Origin of the sequence: Archangium lansingense, from assembly GCF_026626635.1 — a bacterium.
Classification (GTDB): Bacteria; Myxococcota; Myxococcia; order Myxococcales; family Myxococcaceae; genus Archangium; species Archangium lansingense.
Window position 1 is genome coordinate 12,570,085 of sequence record NZ_JAPNKA010000001.1, and the last position, 17,501, is coordinate 12,587,585.

The 17,501-nt window shown below is 69.1% G+C and carries 18 protein-coding genes and 2 pseudogenes; 11 read left to right on the forward strand and 9 right to left on the reverse strand.

Going from position 1 to position 17,501, the window contains the following annotated elements; translation table 11 throughout:
• The first annotated feature begins 307 nt into the window (after positions 1-307).
• Positions 308-2,026 carry a metallophosphoesterase gene (locus OV287_RS50425; protein WP_267542581.1) on the forward strand — a complete coding sequence of 573 codons (1,719 nt, stop codon included), beginning with the start codon at positions 308-310 and terminating at the stop codon, positions 2,024-2,026.
• Between the two features lie 2 nt (positions 2,027-2,028).
• On the opposite strand, the gene OV287_RS50430 is transcribed toward OV287_RS50425, so the two are convergent.
• Positions 2,029-2,490, reverse strand: a complete 462-nt coding sequence (locus OV287_RS50430) for a hypothetical protein (RefSeq protein WP_267541255.1) — start codon at positions 2,488-2,490, stop codon at positions 2,029-2,031.
• 126 nt (positions 2,491-2,616) lie between these two features.
• Here OV287_RS50430 and OV287_RS50435 point away from each other — a divergent pair, with 126 nt between their 5' ends.
• Positions 2,617-3,255 carry an energy transducer TonB gene (locus OV287_RS50435; RefSeq protein WP_267541256.1) on the forward strand — a complete coding sequence of 213 codons (639 nt, stop codon included), beginning with the start codon at positions 2,617-2,619 and terminating at the stop codon, positions 3,253-3,255.
• Positions 3,256-3,345: 90 nt separating this feature from the next.
• On the opposite strand, the gene OV287_RS50440 is transcribed toward OV287_RS50435, so the two are convergent.
• On the reverse strand, positions 3,346-4,374 hold the full coding sequence (locus OV287_RS50440; protein WP_267541257.1) for a hypothetical protein: 1,029 nt from the start codon (positions 4,372-4,374) through the stop codon (positions 3,346-3,348).
• Between the two features lie 253 nt (positions 4,375-4,627).
• Between OV287_RS50440 and OV287_RS50445 the strand changes: the two genes are divergently transcribed.
• Positions 4,628-5,086: an Imm26 family immunity protein gene (locus tag OV287_RS50445; protein WP_267541258.1), complete on the forward strand. Its 459-nt coding sequence runs from the start codon at positions 4,628-4,630 to the stop codon at positions 5,084-5,086.
• Positions 5,087-5,179: 93 nt separating this feature from the next.
• Positions 5,180-6,289, forward strand: a complete 1,110-nt coding sequence (locus OV287_RS50450) for an MBL fold metallo-hydrolase (RefSeq protein ID WP_267541259.1) — start codon at positions 5,180-5,182, stop codon at positions 6,287-6,289.
• Here OV287_RS50450 and OV287_RS50455 read toward each other — a convergent pair.
• Entirely contained in the window at positions 6,230-7,669 is a 1,440-nt protein-coding gene (locus OV287_RS50455) for an aminotransferase-like domain-containing protein (protein WP_267541260.1), read from the reverse strand. The genes OV287_RS50450 and OV287_RS50455 overlap by 60 nt on opposite strands.
• A 196-nt stretch (positions 7,670-7,865) precedes the next feature.
• Between OV287_RS50455 and OV287_RS50460 the strand changes: the two genes are divergently transcribed.
• Positions 7,866-9,005, forward strand: coding sequence for an EamA family transporter (locus tag OV287_RS50460; RefSeq protein WP_267541261.1), 1,140 nt, complete (start codon positions 7,866-7,868; stop codon positions 9,003-9,005).
• A 38-nt stretch (positions 9,006-9,043) separates the two neighbouring features.
• On the opposite strand, the gene map is transcribed toward OV287_RS50460, so the two are convergent.
• The gene (map, locus tag OV287_RS50465) at positions 9,044-10,042 is read right to left on the reverse strand and encodes a type I methionyl aminopeptidase (protein ID WP_267541262.1); all 999 of its coding nucleotides are present in this window, start codon (positions 10,040-10,042) and stop codon (positions 9,044-9,046) included.
• 200 nt (positions 10,043-10,242) lie between these two features.
• Between map and OV287_RS50470 the strand changes: the two genes are divergently transcribed.
• Together OV287_RS50470 and OV287_RS50475 are read left to right on the forward strand one after the other, a co-directional pair.
• Positions 10,243-10,512 (forward strand): hypothetical protein, encoded by a 270-nt coding sequence (locus OV287_RS50470; RefSeq protein ID WP_267541263.1) that lies wholly within the window; start codon positions 10,243-10,245, stop codon positions 10,510-10,512.
• Complete coding sequence (locus OV287_RS50475; RefSeq protein WP_267541264.1) at positions 10,509-10,832, forward strand: type I restriction-modification enzyme R subunit C-terminal domain-containing protein; 324 nt, start codon at positions 10,509-10,511, stop codon at positions 10,830-10,832. The genes OV287_RS50470 and OV287_RS50475 overlap by 4 nt, the downstream gene beginning before the upstream one ends.
• 8 nt (positions 10,833-10,840) lie before the next feature.
• On the opposite strand, the gene OV287_RS50480 is transcribed toward OV287_RS50475, so the two are convergent.
• The 3 genes and pseudogenes from OV287_RS50480 to OV287_RS56765 form a co-directional block, all read right to left on the reverse strand.
• Entirely contained in the window at positions 10,841-11,299 is a 459-nt protein-coding gene (locus OV287_RS50480) for a SitI3 family protein (protein WP_267541265.1), read from the reverse strand.
• A 36-nt stretch (positions 11,300-11,335) separates the two neighbouring features.
• Positions 11,336-11,623 (reverse strand): CdiA C-terminal domain-containing protein, encoded by a 288-nt coding sequence (locus tag OV287_RS50485; protein ID WP_267541266.1) that lies wholly within the window; start codon positions 11,621-11,623, stop codon positions 11,336-11,338.
• Positions 11,624-11,725: 102 nt separating this feature from the next.
• Positions 11,726-11,965, reverse strand: a pseudogene (locus OV287_RS56765) (AHH domain-containing protein); the annotation flags it as partial.
• A gap of 232 nt (positions 11,966-12,197) precedes the next feature.
• Between OV287_RS56765 and OV287_RS56655 the strand changes: the two are divergent.
• Together OV287_RS56655 and OV287_RS50495 are read left to right on the forward strand one after the other, a co-directional pair.
• Positions 12,198-12,420: pseudogene (locus tag OV287_RS56655) on the forward strand (Imm52 family immunity protein); the annotation flags it as partial.
• Positions 12,421-12,471: 51 nt separating this feature from the next.
• Complete coding sequence (locus OV287_RS50495) at positions 12,472-12,546, forward strand: hypothetical protein (protein ID WP_373371941.1); 75 nt, start codon at positions 12,472-12,474, stop codon at positions 12,544-12,546.
• A 31-nt stretch (positions 12,547-12,577) separates the two neighbouring features.
• On the opposite strand, the gene OV287_RS50500 is transcribed toward OV287_RS50495, so the two are convergent.
• Positions 12,578-13,711 carry a serine/threonine protein kinase gene (locus OV287_RS50500; RefSeq protein ID WP_267541268.1) on the reverse strand — a complete coding sequence of 378 codons (1,134 nt, stop codon included), beginning with the start codon at positions 13,709-13,711 and terminating at the stop codon, positions 12,578-12,580.
• 560 nt (positions 13,712-14,271) lie between these two features.
• On the opposite strand from OV287_RS50500, the gene OV287_RS50505 reads away from it, so the two are divergent.
• The gene (locus tag OV287_RS50505; RefSeq protein ID WP_267541269.1) at positions 14,272-16,062 is read left to right on the forward strand and encodes a YCF48-related protein; all 1,791 of its coding nucleotides are present in this window, start codon (positions 14,272-14,274) and stop codon (positions 16,060-16,062) included.
• A 19-nt stretch (positions 16,063-16,081) separates the two neighbouring features.
• On the opposite strand, the gene OV287_RS50510 is transcribed toward OV287_RS50505, so the two are convergent.
• Positions 16,082-16,423, reverse strand: coding sequence for a TraR/DksA family transcriptional regulator (locus OV287_RS50510; RefSeq protein WP_267541270.1), 342 nt, complete (start codon positions 16,421-16,423; stop codon positions 16,082-16,084).
• Positions 16,424-16,670: 247 nt separating this feature from the next.
• On the opposite strand from OV287_RS50510, the gene OV287_RS50515 reads away from it, so the two are divergent.
• On the forward strand, positions 16,671-17,483 hold the full coding sequence (locus OV287_RS50515) for a YwiC-like family protein (protein ID WP_267541271.1): 813 nt from the start codon (positions 16,671-16,673) through the stop codon (positions 17,481-17,483).
• The last annotated feature ends 18 nt before the right edge of the window (positions 17,484-17,501 follow it).

The window sequence follows — 17,501 nt, forward strand, 5'->3', positions numbered from 1 at the left end:
AGCCGGCATGCATCACGGTGGGTGCTTCCGAGCAACCGGAATCGTCAGCCTGCTCGCCCGCCAAGAGAGCGAGAGCGGAAGCGCTCTCCGTGTCCACCCACCAGCCACCTCACGCATCAGGTCGGGGAGTTGACCGGAGCACGGGGCTGGGAGACCGTCACCTCCAGTGACACCCCACGAGCCCGCCACCGCGAAGAAGCCGCAGCCCGCGGAGAGGTACGAAGAGCCCTCCGTCGACCGCACCCTCCACGAGGCCGGCCCTCCCGACGACACCGGGACCGCGACGAAACCCCACCAGCACGCGGACATGGTGCGCTGGCTCCACCCGTCCATGCTCATCCGCACCGGCATGGACGCACTGGTCGCCGCCGTCTTCGGCGCTCGCGCGGACCACCGCCTCATCGAGGCCGTGGTGCGCCCGCAGCCTCCCTACTTCGACTACTCGCAGGAGTCCCCCGGCGAGGACTTCTGGCTGGACTACGTGGCCGACACTGGCGACGGGTGGAACTCCACCTACGCCGTGGCCCGGCTCCTCGCGCTGCCCTCGCTCGAGGTGGAGGATCCCCAGGGCCAGGCCCACGCCATCGAGCGCGGACGCATCCTCGTCTTCGGCGGGGACCAGGTGTACCCGGGCGCCAGCCGCGACACGTACGAGGAGCGCCTCGTGCAGCCCTACGAGGAGGCCCTGGGCCGCACCCAGCACCCCAGCCCGGACCTGTTCGCCATCCCCGGCAACCACGACTGGTACGACGGGCTGTCCTCCTTCATGCGCCTGTTCTGCGCCAACCGCTGGCTGGCCGGCCGGCGCACCCGGCAGAGCCGCAGCTACTTCGCTCTCAAGCTGCCCCAGGGCTGGTGGCTCATCGGCACCGACGTGCAGCTCGACAGCGACATCGACGTGCCCCAGGTGGAGTACTTCCGCCAGGTGGCCACGCACATGCAGCCCGAGGATCGCATCATCCTCTGCAACGCCGAGCCCGCCTGGGTCATGGCCGCTACCTCCAAGCGGCGCCGCGGCTACCTGGAGAACAACCTCGACTACCTCCAGGAGAAGGTGTTCGGCCGGCGCATCAGCCTCTTCCTCGCCGGCGACCTGCACCACTACCGGCGCCACGAGAATCCCGACGGCAAACACAAGATCATCGCGGGCGGCGGCGGGGCCTTCCTCCACCCCACCCACGCTCCGGCGGCACGGCGGCTGCGCGACGGGTACGTGCACAAGAAGAGCTTCCCGGACGAAAAAACATCCCGGAAGCTGGCGCGGCAGAACCTCATGCTCATCCGCCACAGCCCCCTCTTCGGGCTGATGACGGGCGCGCTCTACCTGCTGCTCGCGCTGGCGACGTACACGGAGATCGGCTCCTACGGGCTCACGCAGCTCCCCCAGGTGCTCTCCGCCGTGGCCTCCTCGGTGGTGACCCGTCCCTGGTCACTCACCCTGGGGCTGGCCACCCTCGGCGGGCTCGTCGGCTTCGCGGACAAGGACTTCGGACGCTGGCGCTGGCTGGCCGGCGGACTGCACGGCCTCGCGCACATCACCGCCGCCTTCCTCGTGGCCTGGGGCGGCATGTACTTCACCGCCAACGGGATGGGCATCTGTCAGGAGATCCTCCCCGGCAACACCATCCTCGTCCCCGGAGCCACCCTGTGCGCCGCCGGGTGGATGCACGTGTGGGGCAAGTTCTTCATGGGCGCCTTCTTCACCTTCCTCGGCGGCTTCCTCGTCGGGCCCTTCATCATGGGCCTGTACCTGATGGTGAGCGTCAACACCTTCAAGGCCCACTCCAACGAGGCCTTCATCTCCCTGGCCGTCGCCGACTGGAAGAACTTCCTGCGGCTGCGCATCGACAAGGACGGGCAGCTCACCGTCTTCCCCGTGGGCCTCGAGCGCGTGCCTCGCAAGTGGAAGGAGACGCACGCCAGCCCCTATGCGCCCGCCTACGAGCCGGACGACCCCGAGGCCACTCCGCCCCGCCTCATCGAGCCGCCCATCCGAGTGATGCCTCCCCGGAGCCCCGGCCCGTAGTCTCAGTCCCAGAGCGGCGCGGAGCACTCGCCGCACTGGCGCTGCGCCAGGTCCAGCCACTCCAGCGCCTCGCCGAGCACCTGTGCCGTGGGCCGGCCGTGCACGTCCACCACCCCGTAGAGCTCGCCGAAGCGGTTGGCCACCGCCACCACCGCCATCCCGGGCACGCGCCCGAAGCTCTCCGCGAGCTTCCACGTCACCGTGCCCTCCTCGTCCTTCAGCGCCCCCGGCAGCACCGGCTCCCCGGGCCGGCCGGGCATCATCACCGTGAAGGCCTCGACCTCCTCCTGGTGCCACCCGGGCGCTCGCGCCACCAGTTCCGCATGCAGCCGCTGACAGGCCTCACAATTGGCATGCAGCAACGCCACCACCATCTCCCGCCGCTGCCAGGCCTTGCGCGTGCCGCGCTCGTGCCCATCCTCGGTCGCGAGCTGAAACAGGGGGATGTCTCGTCTGAGCGGCATAGGCCACCTCCTCTCTTTCAATAACACCCACCTGGGCTCCGAATCCCATACAGTGGCTCCACGGGATTTCCGGGATGATCAGGCGATCTCGCAGCACACTTGCCCGTTTTGATGTAAAATTACGCCATGATTGGCTCACCCCTCTCCGTGCAGCCCCGCCTTGCCCTCTCCTGCCTGCTGGCCGCCTGTATCGCCCTGGGTGGTACTGGGTGCGCCACGGCCTCACGGGCAACTACCTCGACGCTGCCCGCGTCCGAGCCCATCGCCGAGACGGCTCCGACCCCCGCGCCTGAGTCTGAGCCCGCGCCAGCCCCTGTGGCCAAGGCCGCACGCCCCAAGGCCGCGAAGCGCACCGCCGCCCGGCCCGCGTCCACTCCCGAGGTGAAGACCGAGGCAAAGCCCGAGGCGAGGACGCCCGTCGCGGCGAGGGCGCCCGAGCTGAGGAGGCCCCAGCCGGAGTCGCTCGGAGCGGGAGAGCCCGTGGCGTTCGAGCCCTCGGCGATGACACGTCCCCAGCGGGTGAGCGGAAGGGAGCCACAGCTCACCGCGGAGGCCCGAGCCGAGCGCGTGCGCGGCACCGCGCTGGTGCGCTGCGTGGTGACGCGTGAGGGACGGGTGACCAACTGCCGGCTGCTCAATGGCCTGCCCTATATGGAGCAGGAGCTGCTCGAGGCGCTGTCCACCTGGCGGGTCACGCCCATCACGTCCCAGGGCAAGGCGCTGGACGTGGACTACACCTTCGTCGTGCGCATCCCCACGGGGTGAGCCGCGGTTCGCGATCGCCCACCCGTAGATGGCCCGGGAGCAGCACGGGGCGGACGCCGCCTCGTCCCCGCTCGAGCACATCCGCCCGCGTCAACACATGCAGACGGAGATCGGCATCGTGATGCGGCGGATGACCTTGCCCTCACCGGAGCGAAGCTCGCGGGTGGTGCCGAAATCACCTTGGAGGAGGAGCTCGAGCTGCCCGTCCCCCTCGACATCGAGCAAGGCGTCGATGGACTGGAACTGACCGAGACGGAGGAGCCGCGTCCGCTCGACGCCCTGCTCGGTGACGCGGTAGAGGCCCCACACGTCGTCCGGCGGGTCTTCGCACGGCCCGTCCCCGAAGCGCAGGTGGAGCGAAATCCAGGTCTCGCCGGTCGTGGGGTGCCGGACCGTCACCACGCGCGGCGCATTCACCTGCTCGCGCGCACCCTCGGCGTCGGCTCCGACCCACTCCTTCCTGGCCTTGGCGACGACCTTGGACTTGAGGAAATCGGCACGAGCCGCGGCCACGGCCTCCTTGTTCACGGCCGGTTGCAGAACCTGGATCGGTTCGGCGCTGGCCGCGCGCGCGAAGGAGCCCTTGCAGCGATCGAGGCGAGCGGCCAGCACCTTGTGGCCGAGGGAGAAGACACTGTCGGCGGGCGACTTGGAACCGTTGTCGCCAAGGGAGTAGCTCGGGTCACCAACGTCACCAACCAGGCGGGCCACGATGGCAAAACCAGACACGGTCGCATGACAGCGCTCGTCGACGAACACCTTGCGCTTGCTCCACGCGCGCAGGTCCGCCGGGAGGTGGGCCTCGGAGACCTCGGCGATCACGCGCGGGTTCGACTCATCGCCCGTCAGGCGCAACGGCCCGTGCGGCAGCAGCTCCTCTGCCTTCTCGACATTGGCCAGCACCAGGTAGGAGGTGTCGTCGGCCGGGACCACGAAGTGGAGCTTGGAGCGCGGTGCGGATGACTCCCGTGCCGTCGCCGGCCCGCCGTAGGCGCTACCGACAACGAGCACCATCATCAGGAAGCCTCGGACCAGGGCCGCACCGGCCCCTTCGAGACCGGCAGCGGCGCGAGCACCAGGACACGGATGAAGCAACTCGGGATGAAGTGGGTTGGACATGGATGCTCACGACTGCAAGCAGCGAGCCCATGCGCAAGGGCTTGGATTCTCAGGGCTTTGGGTGACCTCGCCTCCGGCCGGACACGTAGAGCGTGGTTCCCCGGACACGCTCAGTCACGACGCGTCCAACACAGCGCGTGACACGCCAAACGTCCAGCGTGGCGTGGCAAAAGACAATCCGCTGGGCAGGCTGTTCCACGCCGCCGCCACGAAGAAATGGGGCCAACTCCATCCCTACACCGGAGCTTGAGCGATGCGCAGGCAGAAGCACACGACAGGAACCTTCATCAGGATTGCCCTCTCCGATGGCTCCTTCGGCTATGCACGGCTGCTTGAGTCACCGTATGCGGCCTTCTACAACTACAGAACCACAAGTCCGGACGCGGATCTGGACAGGATCGCCGCAAGCCCCATCCTTTTCAGGATCGCTGTCCGCCATCTGGCCCTGGACGCGTGGGAGGGCATCGGGCGAAGGACGCTCGAGGAGCAGCTGACCCAGCCTGTCGTTCAGTTCATGCAGGACCTGGGAGACTTCCGGCGCTGCACCATCTTCGACACCGCTGGTCATGAGCGAGCCGCCGAGCCCCAGGAGTGTGTAGGTCTCGAGCGGGCCGCGGTCTGGGAACGGGATTCCGTTGAGGAACGCCTGCTGGACACCTTCCTGGGACGGCCCAACGCCGATGAGGAGCACCTGAAGGTACGTCTGCATTGACCCGGGCCACCCGCCCGGCGGGGCGCCTGTCCGCTTCCTCTATCAACATGGGGGGAAGTGGCACGCGAGGCAGCCCCGCGTTAAACCTGCCGCATGCCCAAGGGTTCCGTCTTCGGTGGGAAGGCCCACGGCCTCCGTCTCGAGCGCATGCGCTCCTCTCCCCGCTTCCTGGATGGGTTCTTCAAGAACACCGCGGGAGTGGGCCCCGGACTCAAGCCGGGCACCAGGTTCTCGACGATGGGCGAGTTCTTCCTCGGCGGGAAGGAGCGGACGCCACCCGGACCTCTTCCCTTCGAGAGCCCGCTCGCCACGTGGGCCCAGCCGGTGGACACGGGACTGCGCGCGACGTGGCTCGGACACTCGACGGTGCTGCTCGAGGTGGACGGACTGCGCGTGCTCACGGACCCCGTCTGGGGCGAGCGCGTGTCCCCCTGGTCCTTCGCGGGGCCCAAGCGCTTCCATCCGGTGCCGGTGACGATCTCCCAGCTTCCCCCGCTGGATGCGGTCATCGTCTCGCACGACCACTACGACCACCTCGACTACCCGACCATCCTCGAGCTGGCGCGCACGGAGGTGCCCTTCTACACGTCCCTCGGCGTGGGCGCACACCTGGAGGCCTGGGGCATACTGCCCGAGCGCATCACCGAGCTGGACTGGTGGGAGTCCGCCACGCTGCCGCGAGGCGAGCTGCGCATCACCGCCGCTCCATCGCAGCACTTCTCCGGCCGAGGACTGGGAGATCGCAACCGCACGCTCTGGTCGTCGTTCGTCATCGAGAGCCCGAGGCACAAGGTCTTCTTCAGCGGCGACACGGGGCTCACGCCGGAGTACGCGGACATCCGCCAGAAGCTCGGGCCGTTCGACCTCGTCATGCTGGAGGTGGGCGCGTTCCACCCAGCATGGGGCGACATCCACCTCGGGCCGGAGAACGCCCTGAAGGCGCTGGAGCTGCTCGGCGGCGGCGCGTTCCTGCCGGTGCACTGGGGCACGTTCAACCTCGCCATCCACGCGTGGGATGACCCGGCGGAGACGCTCGTACGACTGGGGCAGGAGCAGCGGGTGCGCCTGGTGATGCCGAGGCTGGGAGCCCCGGTGGAGCCATCGCGGGTGGAGAGCGTGGAGCCGTGGTGGCAGTCCGTCCGCTCAGGCCAGGCTGCGAGCGAGGCTTCCCAGAGTGGCCAGAGCGCCCTCCAGCCGCGGTGACCATGGGAAACCGCAGCTCAGGCGGATGAAGTTCCCGTAGCGCTTCTGCGCCGAGAAGATGGGACCGGGCGCGATGCTGATGCCCGCCTCCAGCGCCCGCTCGTGCAGCACCAGCGCGTCCACCTTGCGCGGCAGCTCCACCCAGACGAGCTGGCCTCCCTCGGGCCGCGTCACGCGTGTGCCCTCCGGGAAGTGCTCGCCAATGGCCTCCACCATCCGCTGCACCTGCGACGCGAGCTGCCGGCGCAGCGAGCGCAGGTGTCTGTCATAGCCCCCGTTGCGCAGGAAGGCGGCAATGGCGAGCTGGGGCAGCGTGGGCGTGGCCACCGTCTGCGCGAACTTGAGCAGCTCCACCTTCTCCCGGAAGCGCCCCGGCGCAACCCAGCCCACCCGGTAGCCCGGCGCCAGCGTCTTGGAGAAGGAGCCGCACAGCAGTACCAACCCCTCCGTGTCATGCGCCTTCGCGGGCCTCGGCCGCTGCGGGCCGAAGTGCAGATCTCCGTAGAGGTCATCCTCGATGAGCGGAATCCCGCGCTCGGCGAGCATCCGCACCAGCCGCTGGCGGTTCTCCTCCGGCATGCAGCTTCCCAGCGGGTTGCTGAAGCTGGGCACCACCAGCACCACGGCCACCTTGCGCTTCTTCAGCGCCGACTCCAGCGCGTCCAGCTCCATGCCATGGCGAGGGTGGCTCGGAATCTCCAGCGCTCGCAGTCCCTGCGCCTCAATGGCCTGCAGCGTGCCGTAGTAGGCCGGGGACTCGATGGCCACGGTGTCGCCGGTGCGCGCCACCGTGGACAGGCTCAGGTGGATCGCCTCCGAGGCTCCACAGGTGATGACGAAGTCCTCCGGCGCGAGTGGACAACCCCAGTCCAGCGAGCGGCGCGCCACCTGCTGCCGCAGCACCAGGCACCCCGGGGGCATGTCGTACTCAATCGCCACCTCGCCGGCCTCGCGAGCCAGCAGGGCCAGCTCGCGGTTGAGGCGCCGGGTGGGCAGCAGCGCCGGAGAGGGAAACGCCGCCCCGAAGGAGACGATGCGCGCGTCGCTCGCCGCGCGGTACACCCGGGCCACCAGCGCGCTCACACTCACCGGTGTGGCTGAGGCCGCTGGTTGGGACACCTGGGGCTCTGCGGGCAGAGGGCGCTCGCGCCGACGCACGTAGTGCCCGGACTGCGGCCGCGTCTCGATGAGCCCCATCGACTCCAGGTGCACATACGCCTGCAGCACCGTGGACACGCTCACCCGCTCGCTCGCGCTGAGCTGGCGCACCGAGGGCATCCGGTCCCCCGCCCGCAGCGTGCCCGCGGAGATGGCCTCGCCCAGCCGCTCGGCCACCTGCTCGTACAGCTTCGGCTTGTGTACCGCGCTCGCCTGTCTCATCGCGCCCTCCACTCCGGCCCGCAGGGCCACCTCCTCCATTAACGAGGAGGCGTCTCCGGGCCCAGGTACAGCTAGCCTCCGCGAGAACCAGCACAGTTCATCCCAGGCAAACTGTACTGGTTACAAACGCAATCCGCTGAATCTGTTCTGCTCGCCACGAAGGGCACATGTTGAGCGGACCAGAGGAGGTGGAGAGATGACCTCGAAATCGCTCATTGCCGGAGAGGAGCCGGCGGGCCTGGCGCTCGCACAGGGCGCGCTGTGGACGTACCTGCCGCGCATGGGAGGGATGATGCTCTCGTGCTGCGAGGGAACGGTGTGGCTCACCCGAGAGGGAGACCGCGAGGACCACGTGTTGAGGCCCGGCGACGCGCTCCAGGTGGAGGGACACGGCCGGGTGGTGGTGCAGGCGCTGCGCCCCGCGCGCCTGTGCTTCGCGCCCATGCCGCGTTCCGAGTCCGCGCAAACGATGGAGGGGCTGCTGCTCGGCGCGCTCGGCGTGGTGGCCTTCAGCCTCACCCTGCCCGCCACCCGCGTGGCCGTACCAGAGCTGGGCAGCACCATGGTGGGCCTGGGCCGCGCGCTGGTGGCGGCGCTCCTCGCGGGGCTGCTGCTGGCCGTGCGCCGTGAGCGGATCCCCGAGCGCCGTCACTGGCCTCGCCTCGCGCTGGTGGCCGGGGGCGTGGTGGTGGGCTTCCCGCTGCTGTCCGCGCTGGCCCTGCGCCACATGCCCGCCTCGCACAGCGCGGTGCTGGTGGGCCTGCTGCCCGCGGCCACCGCCGTGGCAGCCGTCTTCCGTGCGCGCGAGCGCCCCTCGTGGGGCTTCTGGCTGTCGGCGCTGGCGGGGCTCGGCTGTGTGCTGGGCTTCGCACTGGCCCAAGGCGCGGGGCGGCCCACCGGGGCGGATGGGCTGGTGCTGCTGGCCGTGGCCGCGGCCGCGGTGGGCTACGCCGAGGGCGCGGTGCTCGCGCGCGAGCTGGGAAGCTGGCGCGTCATCTGCTGGGCCCTGGTGCTCGCCGCGCCCTTCCTCGCCCCCGTGGTGGCGCTCTCCGTAGGCCCCGAGGTGCTCTCCGCCAGCCCCCGTGCGTGGCTCGGCATGGGCTACGTCTCCGCGGTGAGCATGTTCCTCGGCTTCTTCGCCTGGTACCGCGGGCTGGCGCTCGGGGGCGTGGCGCGCATCAGCCAGCTCCAGCTCGCCCAGCCGCTGCTCACCCTGATGTGGTGCGCGCTGCTGCTCGGCGAGCCGGTGGGACACGGCACCTTGGGCGCCGCCGTGCTCGTGCTGATGTGCGTGTTCGCCGGCGTGCGCAGCCGCGTGCGGCGCGCGGGGGCGTAGACCCTCACCCCCGCCCTCTCCCAAAGGGAGAGGGGGCGTCAGGCCACGGTGAGGATTTCCGCGCCCTGGTCCGTCACCAGGAGGGTGTGCTCGAACTGGGCCGTGCGGCTGCCGTCCGCGGTCACCGCCGTCCACCCGTCGTCCCACACCCGGTGGTGCCAATGGCCGAGGGTAATCATCGGCTCGATGGTGAACGTCATCCCGGGCTCCATGATCGTCGTCGCCGCGGGGTCGAAGTGGTGCGGAATCTGGAGCGCGGTATGGAAGCGCTCGCCGATGCCGTGGCCGCAGTAGGCGCGCACCACGCCCATGTTGTGCTTCGTCGCATGCGCCTCGATGGCCTTGCCGATGTCGTTGATAGGCCGGCCGGGCTTCACCGCCTCGATGCCATGCATGAGGCACTCGCGCGTGACACGCACCAGGCGCTCGCTGTCCGAGTCCACCGAGCCCACCAGGTAGGTGGCCGAGGTGTCCCCGTGCACGCCGTCCAGGTAGATGGTGATGTCGAGGTTGACGATGTCGCCGTCCTCGAGCGCCCGGTTGTCGGGGATCCCGTGGCAGATGACCTCGTTGACCGAGGTGCAGATGGACTTGGGGAAGCCGTGGTAGTTGAGCGGACTGGGGTAGCCACCGCGGCGCACGTACTCCTCATGCGCGATGGCATCGAGCTCGTCCGTGGTGATGCCGGGGCGCAGGTGGGCGGCCGTGGCATTCATCACCTCGGCGGCGGCCTTGCAGGCGCGGCGCATGCGGGCGATGACATCCGGGCTCTTCACCTCGGAGGGAGGGAAGATGCGGGCGGGCCGCCCCGACACCGCGTAGTCCGGACGCGGGATGTGCTGAGGCACGGTGCGCATGGGGCTGATGACACCCGGCCGGATGCCAGGCGAGCGGGCCTCGGGCCCCCGCTTGCGAGCCTCTACGGCATCCACGCCCCGGTGGCACTTCTTGTACTTCGTGCCACTACCGCACCAGCACGGGTCGTTCGGCTTTGGCAACACCGCGGGTGCGACCCGCACAGGGGAGACGTCGTTCATACCCTCGACCTATAGCTGCTGAGGCCGAACCGCGCACGCCTTCTCGGCCGTCACCCCGCAGGTCCGCCAGCCAGGACACACCGCGTCAGGTCGGCTGGGCACCTGCCCTGCTCCTGCCTTTCGGATAGGCTGCACGCCCGTCCATGGCCACACCCACCTCGTCGAACTTCTAGTTCCTCTCAGCCCACGACACGCTGCTCGTGGCACTCGGTGCCCAGGCTGAGCGCTACTTCGTCGAGGACCCTGTCACCAGCCTGATGAAGCTGCGCCAGTTCGGCGAGCGGCTGGCCCAGCGGGCGGCGGCCCATCTCAACGTCCGCTCGGACAACCTCAAGCAGTACGAGCTCATCGAGAAGCTCGCCTCGCCCCCTCATAACGCGCTCTCCGCCGAGGTGCGGAGCCTGTTCCATGAGCTGCGCACACGGCGGGCTACACCGAGCCGCAGCTCCAGTCGGCGTGGCGGGACGTGAAGAACGAGGACATCGCCTCCACCATCATCGGCTTCGTGCGGCAGCAGGCGCTGGGCGAGCCGCTGGTGCCCTACGCCGACCGGGTGCAGCGCGCCCTGAAGAAGGTGCTGGCGAGCCGCCCGTGGACTCCGCCACAGAAGAAGTGGCTGGAGCGCATCGGCCACCAGCTCACGGCGAACGTAGTGCTGGACCGGCAGTCCTTCGACTCGGGGGCCTTCAAGGACCACGGCGGCTGGGCCGCGATGGACAAGGCTTTGGAGGGGAAGCTGGAGCAGGTGCTCGGGGAGCTAGCGGACCACGTCTGGAGCCCCGCGGCCTGACGGGGGCGCTAGCGCAGCGGTGAGGGCAGAGGACGGCGCTCGAAGGGCACGGGGACGTTGTCCGTCAGCCAGCGCTCGTCACGGTAGAGGCGGTAGTCCGCATTGAAAACGAGCCGTCCCCCTATTCGCTGCAGGACGATGATCTCCCCGTTGAAGAGCAGGACCCCGTCGCGCCCTTGCTCCAACAACGGCAAGGCTCCCCGCAGCATCGTCTTGGCGAAGTTCTCGTAATCACGGTTGGAGGGGTAGCGGAATCCCACGGACACACTGGGCCTGAAGCCAAATCCTTCTTCGATGATGGACTGGCCCATCCCGTCCATTTCCACCACCGTGATGATGATATCTGGAGCATAGAGGGAGGTGTGCTCCTCGCTCCACTGGAGTTCCGGAATGCGCTCGGCGAGCAGACCGAGCGCCTGAATCCGCTTCATGTCCGTCGCAAGCTTGAGGCTGTAATCGAGGCCCATGTGTTTTTCCTTCGGGATGATGTCCACCCAGGCCGCTCAAGGAAAGAGCAGGATGATCTTCCCATCTTTGATGGCGATGACCTGCTTGAGGCCAGGAATGGGCCAGTCCAATAGCTGCTTCATCATCGCTTCAATCGCCACGTTGCTGTCATCGAGGTTCAGGATGATTGTGTCAGCTTGTCCCGGATCTACCTTTTCCTCTTTGATGCGCGAAGCAATGTTGCGTGCGTTCGACGTGGAAGGAGCCATGCAGTCCGCGTACTCTCCGCCGATCTTGTAATCAGGTTCCTTGCCATTGCTCCTGCGTGGGGGGTTCTGCTCCACGTGGTAGCCGTTGTCCGCGAGGATCCGTGCGGACTCATTCTCACGCTTGATTCCCCTCTTGGTCTCATCGTCGGCACTCGGGTCAAGCCGAGAGGGCCGCCCGGTGAGGCTGCCCTTCTGGGATGAAGCTCCGCCGCCAGGCCCCATGGCACGGGATGCCACCGCCGTGGGCGCCAATCCCACCACCAACTCCCTGGACCCCAGCACCACCGTCCTCACCTGCCCCGCCGCCTCCAGGCTCACCCGTGTGCGCGCCGGAGAAGCCAACGCCGCCTGACCAAATCCGGGCAACCCGGGTCCTCTGCCCACGAAGCGCGTCTGCCCCCCGATGGCCGCTGTCGCCTGACACCCCGGGCCATTGGTACGGAAAAGACATCCGGCTTCCCCTGTTCGCGGACATTCCCGGCAGGCCGCAGGGCCCGGAGTGCATCGAAGGCGACCTCGTGTTCTACGCACTCGGAGGAAAGACCGCCGGACAACTGCATGTCCGTGCTGAGCGCTCCCGTCCATCCCCTGTGGACGCAGGCCTGCCAGCGGATGCAGGTCTTCCGGCGGACGGGGGCCCATAGGACGTGTGCACGTCAGGCCATCGAATCATTGGGGTCGGGCAGCCAGCTTTGAGCGATGCAAATGCCGGGTCCAGCGCCTCGGACGCTGCGACCCGGCGTGGAATCGCTGGAATGACACAGCAGACGACGGGAAGAGACGAGCCCCCCTCATCAACCCGGATGCGGTGACGTTCACACGGATGTTCGAAAGAAAGGAGCACCGACAGGGTCAAGACGGTTTCCGCTTCTGGCTATGGGCGGGCCGAGCGCTTCACCGCCTCCAACCCGGAACACGTCGCCCTGGCCGCTCGCGTCCAGGAGCTGCTCCACGAAGCGGGTCTGTTGCGGCCCTTGCAGCCCCTCGAGCCAGGGTGAACAACCGACACCAAGCCCGAGCGGGTGCGGCTCACCGAGTGCGAGGAGCCGGCATGGCGGGCTCCGCGCACGAGCAATCCTGCCGAGGTGGGAAATACACCACGCGGTGCAACATCCACCCCATCCCGAGCGCCCCCAGAGCCAAGACCAGGGCAGCGAACCACCCCGGCCGCCCTCCTGCCCGTCTCGGAGGATCGGACGGAGGGCTCTCCGCCGGCACGGGTGCGACTTGCAGCCGCGGAGGGTCCGGCACCGGAAACTCCTCCATCACCGCCGCCAACGGCTCCACGCCCGCCGACAGCGCCCGCGACCGAGCAGCCTCGCCGGGCCGTCTCGCCGGCTGCCGCCAGACCCAGGTGTGTCCCTCCTCTTTCTGTATCCGCTGCAACTCCATGCGGACGGCCCTGGCGCCCGTGGGACGCTTCTGGGGCTCCTTCTCCAGCAGCCGCATGGCCAGTGCACTCAAGGCCTCGGGAACCCTGGGCTCGAGCTCCCGGGGTCTGGGCGGCGTCACGGAGGCGATGGCGCACAGCATCTGCTCCAGCGGCAGCCGGGTGCCGAAGGGACGGCACTGGGTGAGCGTCTCGTACAGCAGCACTCCAAAGACATACAGGTCCGCAACAGGATGTGCCTCCACCGGCACGCGAACCCAAGGCAGAGGCACCGAGCTGAAGTCGATGAGGAACGGCCTGTCGTCCGCCCATCGCACCAGGATGTTCTCCGCCTTGATGTCGCCGTGACACACCCCTCGCTCGTGGAGCGCCTCCAGCACCTTCAGGAACTCGCACAGCACGCTCACGCTGCGGTCGAGGGACGCGCGTTTCTGCTGACGCCACGCATGGAAGGTGCTTCCACAGACGTAAGGCGTCACGAAGTAGGAGTAGCCCGTCTCCGGGTCGGGCCACCGCCCCCACTCGAGCACCGGCAACAAATTGGGGTGCTCCAGGTGCTCCCACGAAGCCACCTCGCGGCGCCTCCAGGCCTCCACCTTGTCCTCGTCCGCTGGCGAGGAAGGCCGGGTCGACATCTTCAGCGAGTAGCGGCTGCCGCCACGCTCCACCAGGAACATGAAGGCAAAGCTTCCGGCCCCCAGCCAGCGCACGATGCGGAAACCCCGCACCAGGTTTCCCTCGAAGAGCTCGTTGGGGTGGCGCGGCGGGTTCATGGGAGCGCTGGCCCTCCTGCCCGCGTGAAGGCTGCGGCCGACAGGACGCACTCGAACAACCTATGTGGGGCGTTCTCATGAAGGCAAGCGGAAAACCACTTCTGCGGTCATCCCCCCATGAATGACTCCCGAGATGACATCTGCCATCGCGTCCGCTGCTTTTCCAACGAAGGAGTCCGGCCCGCGTTGACGAGACGTCCGGGGCTTCCGGATGCTCGAGGAACACGCCGGATCTCCAGGGGGGTGTTCCATGCGCGCCGATTCCACGGGCTCTCCACGCCGGGTCACCTGGAGTCGCTCCGTCCAAGGCGTCCTCGGCGTGATGCTCCTACTGCTGCTCGGGGGTTGTGCCACACGCGCCCCGCTCCCGGGGCTCCTGCCCGGTCTCCACCGGCCCCACCCCGCCAAGCGTCCTGCGTCCCCTCCCGCCTCCGCGCAATCAGCCACGGCGACCGGCGGTGCGTCCATGGCTCCAACGCCCGCGAGTCCCTGACGGGCCCGGTCAGCCCCGTGACCCTGGCCAGCGGGCTGGGCTACGCTGATGCCCGGGGTTCCTCGCCATGCGACCTGTCTCTCTGATGCCTGCCGTGCTCGCCGCGCTGCTGCTGGCTCTTCCCGCCCCGGCTCAGGTCCCGCCGCCGCTGCCCTCGGTGGACCTGGGCATCCGCGAGCTCATCTTCCGTCCAGAAGTCGTCTCCAGCCGGACACCGGAGGACGTGTGGCTCCTCGCGAATGGCAGGGGCTCGGCCAACCAGGTGTTGCGGAGCGCGGACGCCGGCCGCTCGTGGCAACTGGACGCAACGGCCAGCTGGGCCCTGCGCAAGTCCCTCCTCGCCGGTTCGAGCATCACCCTCGACACCCTCGTCTGGTTCACTCCCGAGATTGGCATCGCCGCCGGTTCCATTGGCGCACGGGTACTGCGCACGACGGACGCGGGGCTCTCCTGGCAGTCCATTCCGCTCACGGACGACCTCTATGTCTATGCGGTGGAGCGAGTGGGTGAGCGGGCATGGCTCTGTGGCTCGTCCGGGAAGCTCTTCCGCAGCGACGACGCCGGGGCGAGCTGGCACGAGCTGAAGGACTCACCGTTCAATCGCGATGACCGCTGCATGGATATGTCCTTTCTCTCCCCGGAGAGCGGGTGGGCCGTGGGCATGAATGGGTCCGTCTGGGCCACCGAGGACGGCGGGACGAGCTGGCAGCACGTGCCCTTCGAGCAGCCCCTGAAGTACCTGCGCCGCGTGGTGCGGCTCACCCCCCAGGCAGCCTGGGTCGGGGGCCACCGCGAGCGGTACCTCACGACCGACGCCGGGAAGACGTGGCACGCCAGGCCGTGGACCGAGGACGAGCTGAACACGCCCCTGGCCGCCGCGCGGACTCCCGATGGCCGGCACCTCATCACCGTCGGACCCGTTGGCGAGGGCGTCCCGGTGGAGCAGTGGGTTCCCTTCCTCGGAGAGGCCGAGCACGCGACCAGCCCGGGAGGGGACACCGTCGTGGCCCTGGTCGTCGCGGACCAGCGCGAGATGCGGCTGGCCCTCTCCGTCTCGGGCCAGCTCGTGCGCAAGGGTCCCCCTGTCAGCCAGGGCTCGGGCGTCCTCACCCCGCTCGAAGGCCTTGTCCGGAAGTCACCCGAGACGTGGCTGGGGTGGGCCGGCGAGCAGCTCGCCGCCTCCCACGATGAGGGCCGGACCTGGTTCCAACTGGGTCGCGTTCCCCAGACGCCCATCCGCGCACTGGCCTTCCTGAAGGAGGACACGGTGCTCGCCGAGCTCGGCACGGGAGAGCTGCTGCGCTCGAAGGACTTCGGGCGCCTCTGGGAACCGAGCACGAGTCCCCTGGATGCCTACGACTTCGCGGTGGCCTCGGGCCGCACTGCATCCCCCGAGACCCCCTTCGACTGCGTGCTCACCACCGCGCCCGCATCGATGAAGCTCCACCTCGATAACCTGGGCTGCTTCCACCAGGTCGAGGGCCAGCTCTCCGTGAAGCTGTCTTCGGACGGAGCCGAGCTCTCGGGCAAGAGCCTCGACAACAAGCCCGTCAAGCTGGGGTCGAAGAAGCTCTCCCGCGCGGAAGGGGAGCGCATCGTTCGCGAGCTGGTGGCGGCTGCCACCCGGCAGGAGACGCCGCTCGGCTGTGACTCCACCACCAAGTACACGGCCATCCTCGAGTGGTCCTGTCCCTCGGGCCACGTCAAGGAGGGGACGGTGCGCTTCCGCGCCCCTGGCTGTGGAGCGCTCACCTACGGGAGCGCGACGACCTGGGGCTCCAACGCGCCCGGCAGCTACGCGCGCGCCCTGGGCCTCCATCAGGCCGCGTCCGAGGAGTTCAAGAGCGCGTCACACTGAGGACCCCTCGGGAGAGGCCTCAGCGCCTCTCCTGCGCGCTGCACTCCATGCAGTGACGAGCCTCGGGAATGGCCCGCAGCCGGTGCCGGCCGATCGCCCCGCCGCAGCGCGCGCAGTGCCCGAACCGGCCCTGCTCGATGCGCACCAGCGCGTCATCAATGTCGCGCAGCTCCCGCTCCTCCCGTTCCGACAGACGTACGAGCACCTCTTCCGCGCTCTCCTCCGCCGCCTCGTCCACCAGGTCCGGCTCCTGCCTGCTGTGCTGCCTCTCGGCCTCCGTCAGGTTGAGCCGCAGCAGGCCTCGCAGGCTGCTCCGCCGCTGCAACAGCGCCGTCCGGGCCTCGATCGTCAGCATGTCCATGGTGCTTCCCCACTTCTCCGGCGCGCCCCAGGGGCAGCCGGTCAGTAGGTCCGGCCCATTTCAGGAAACGTGCCTCCCGCTCCGTCCCCTGGGAGAGGCCTGCCGCGCGCAAGCTTTGCGGGCCGCCCCGAAGCCCTGTGCACCCCTTGCGCACGCAACCTCGCGCTCCCCCGCAACCGGGCTGGAACACCCCTTGCTCCGAGTGCCGGCGGGCCTCACCCAGGGCCCCATCGCGCGAGGACCTTCGATGACTTCCCTCTCCACTCACCCCACTCCGGGCGCTCTCCTCCAGGGGCTCCTCCCGCGCGAGCACGGCGTCTGGTTCCAGCTCGGCCTGCCCCTGGCCACCGCCCTCTTCGTCTCCGGTGCTCCCGCCAGTGCCCTCTGGCTGTCGGCCGCCGCCCTCGCCTGTCTGCTCGCCCACGAGCCCTTGCTGCTGTTGCTCGGACACCGGGGCGCACGCCGCGGCGAGCGGGATGGAACCCGCGCCCGGTGGTGGGGTCTCGCCGTGGGGGGGCTGGGAGCGCTGGCCTTCGTGCTCGGCGCCGTCTCCCTGCCACCCGAGGCCCGGCCCTTCCTCATGATGCCCCTCATCCTGGGCGGTGAGGTGCTCCTGCTCGCTTGGAATCGGCAGGAGCGCACCCTCTCGGGCGAGGTGCTCGCGGCTCTCGCGCTCGGAGCGTGGGCTGTGCCCATCGCCATGGCCGGGGGACTGCCGGCGCCCACCGCGCTGACGCTCTGGGGCACCTACGGGCTGTCCTTTGGACTGGCCACCCTGGCGGTGCGCACCGTCATCGCCAGCCATCGGCCCCACGCCCATCGCGAGCGGCTGCGGTGCATGGGCGCGGCCCTGGTCGCCGCCGTCCTCGTCACCGCCGTCCTCTGGGCGCTCACCTCTGGGCTGCACCCGCTGCGCGTGCTGGCGCTGCTGCCAGTGAGCCTCGTGGCGCTTGGGCTGTGCGTGGCGCTGCCCTCGCCCCGGCGGTTGCACTCCATCGGCTGGACGCTGGGCGTGGCCGGCACCCTCACCCTGGTGCTGCTCGGCGTGGGGCTGTCCTGAGGTGCACCACGCCCAGCA

Excerpts from the sequence above, each read along its gene's own strand:
- OV287_RS50425 (WP_267542581.1), top strand. The coding sequence starts at position 308 with ATGGTGCGCTGGCTCCACCCGTCCATGCTCATCCGCACCGGCATGGAC.
- OV287_RS50430 (WP_267541255.1), bottom strand. The coding sequence starts at position 2,490 with ATGCCGCTCAGACGAGACATCCCCCTGTTTCAGCTCGCGACCGAGGAT.
- OV287_RS50435 (WP_267541256.1), top strand. The coding sequence starts at position 2,617 with ATGATTGGCTCACCCCTCTCCGTGCAGCCCCGCCTTGCCCTCTCCTGC.
- OV287_RS50440 (WP_267541257.1), bottom strand. The coding sequence starts at position 4,374 with ATGTCCAACCCACTTCATCCCGAGTTGCTTCATCCGTGTCCTGGTGCT.
- OV287_RS50445 (WP_267541258.1), top strand. The coding sequence starts at position 4,628 with ATGCGCAGGCAGAAGCACACGACAGGAACCTTCATCAGGATTGCCCTC.
- OV287_RS50450 (WP_267541259.1), top strand. The coding sequence starts at position 5,180 with ATGCCCAAGGGTTCCGTCTTCGGTGGGAAGGCCCACGGCCTCCGTCTC.
- OV287_RS50455 (WP_267541260.1), bottom strand. The coding sequence starts at position 7,669 with ATGAGACAGGCGAGCGCGGTACACAAGCCGAAGCTGTACGAGCAGGTG.
- OV287_RS50460 (WP_267541261.1), top strand. The coding sequence starts at position 7,866 with ATGACCTCGAAATCGCTCATTGCCGGAGAGGAGCCGGCGGGCCTGGCG.
- map (WP_267541262.1), bottom strand. The coding sequence starts at position 10,042 with ATGAACGACGTCTCCCCTGTGCGGGTCGCACCCGCGGTGTTGCCAAAG.
- OV287_RS50480 (WP_267541265.1), bottom strand. The coding sequence starts at position 11,299 with ATGGGCCTCGATTACAGCCTCAAGCTTGCGACGGACATGAAGCGGATT.
- OV287_RS50500 (WP_267541268.1), bottom strand. The coding sequence starts at position 13,711 with ATGAACCCGCCGCGCCACCCCAACGAGCTCTTCGAGGGAAACCTGGTG.
- OV287_RS50505 (WP_267541269.1), top strand. The coding sequence starts at position 14,272 with ATGCGACCTGTCTCTCTGATGCCTGCCGTGCTCGCCGCGCTGCTGCTG.
- OV287_RS50510 (WP_267541270.1), bottom strand. The coding sequence starts at position 16,423 with ATGGACATGCTGACGATCGAGGCCCGGACGGCGCTGTTGCAGCGGCGG.
- OV287_RS50515 (WP_267541271.1), top strand. The coding sequence starts at position 16,671 with ATGACTTCCCTCTCCACTCACCCCACTCCGGGCGCTCTCCTCCAGGGG.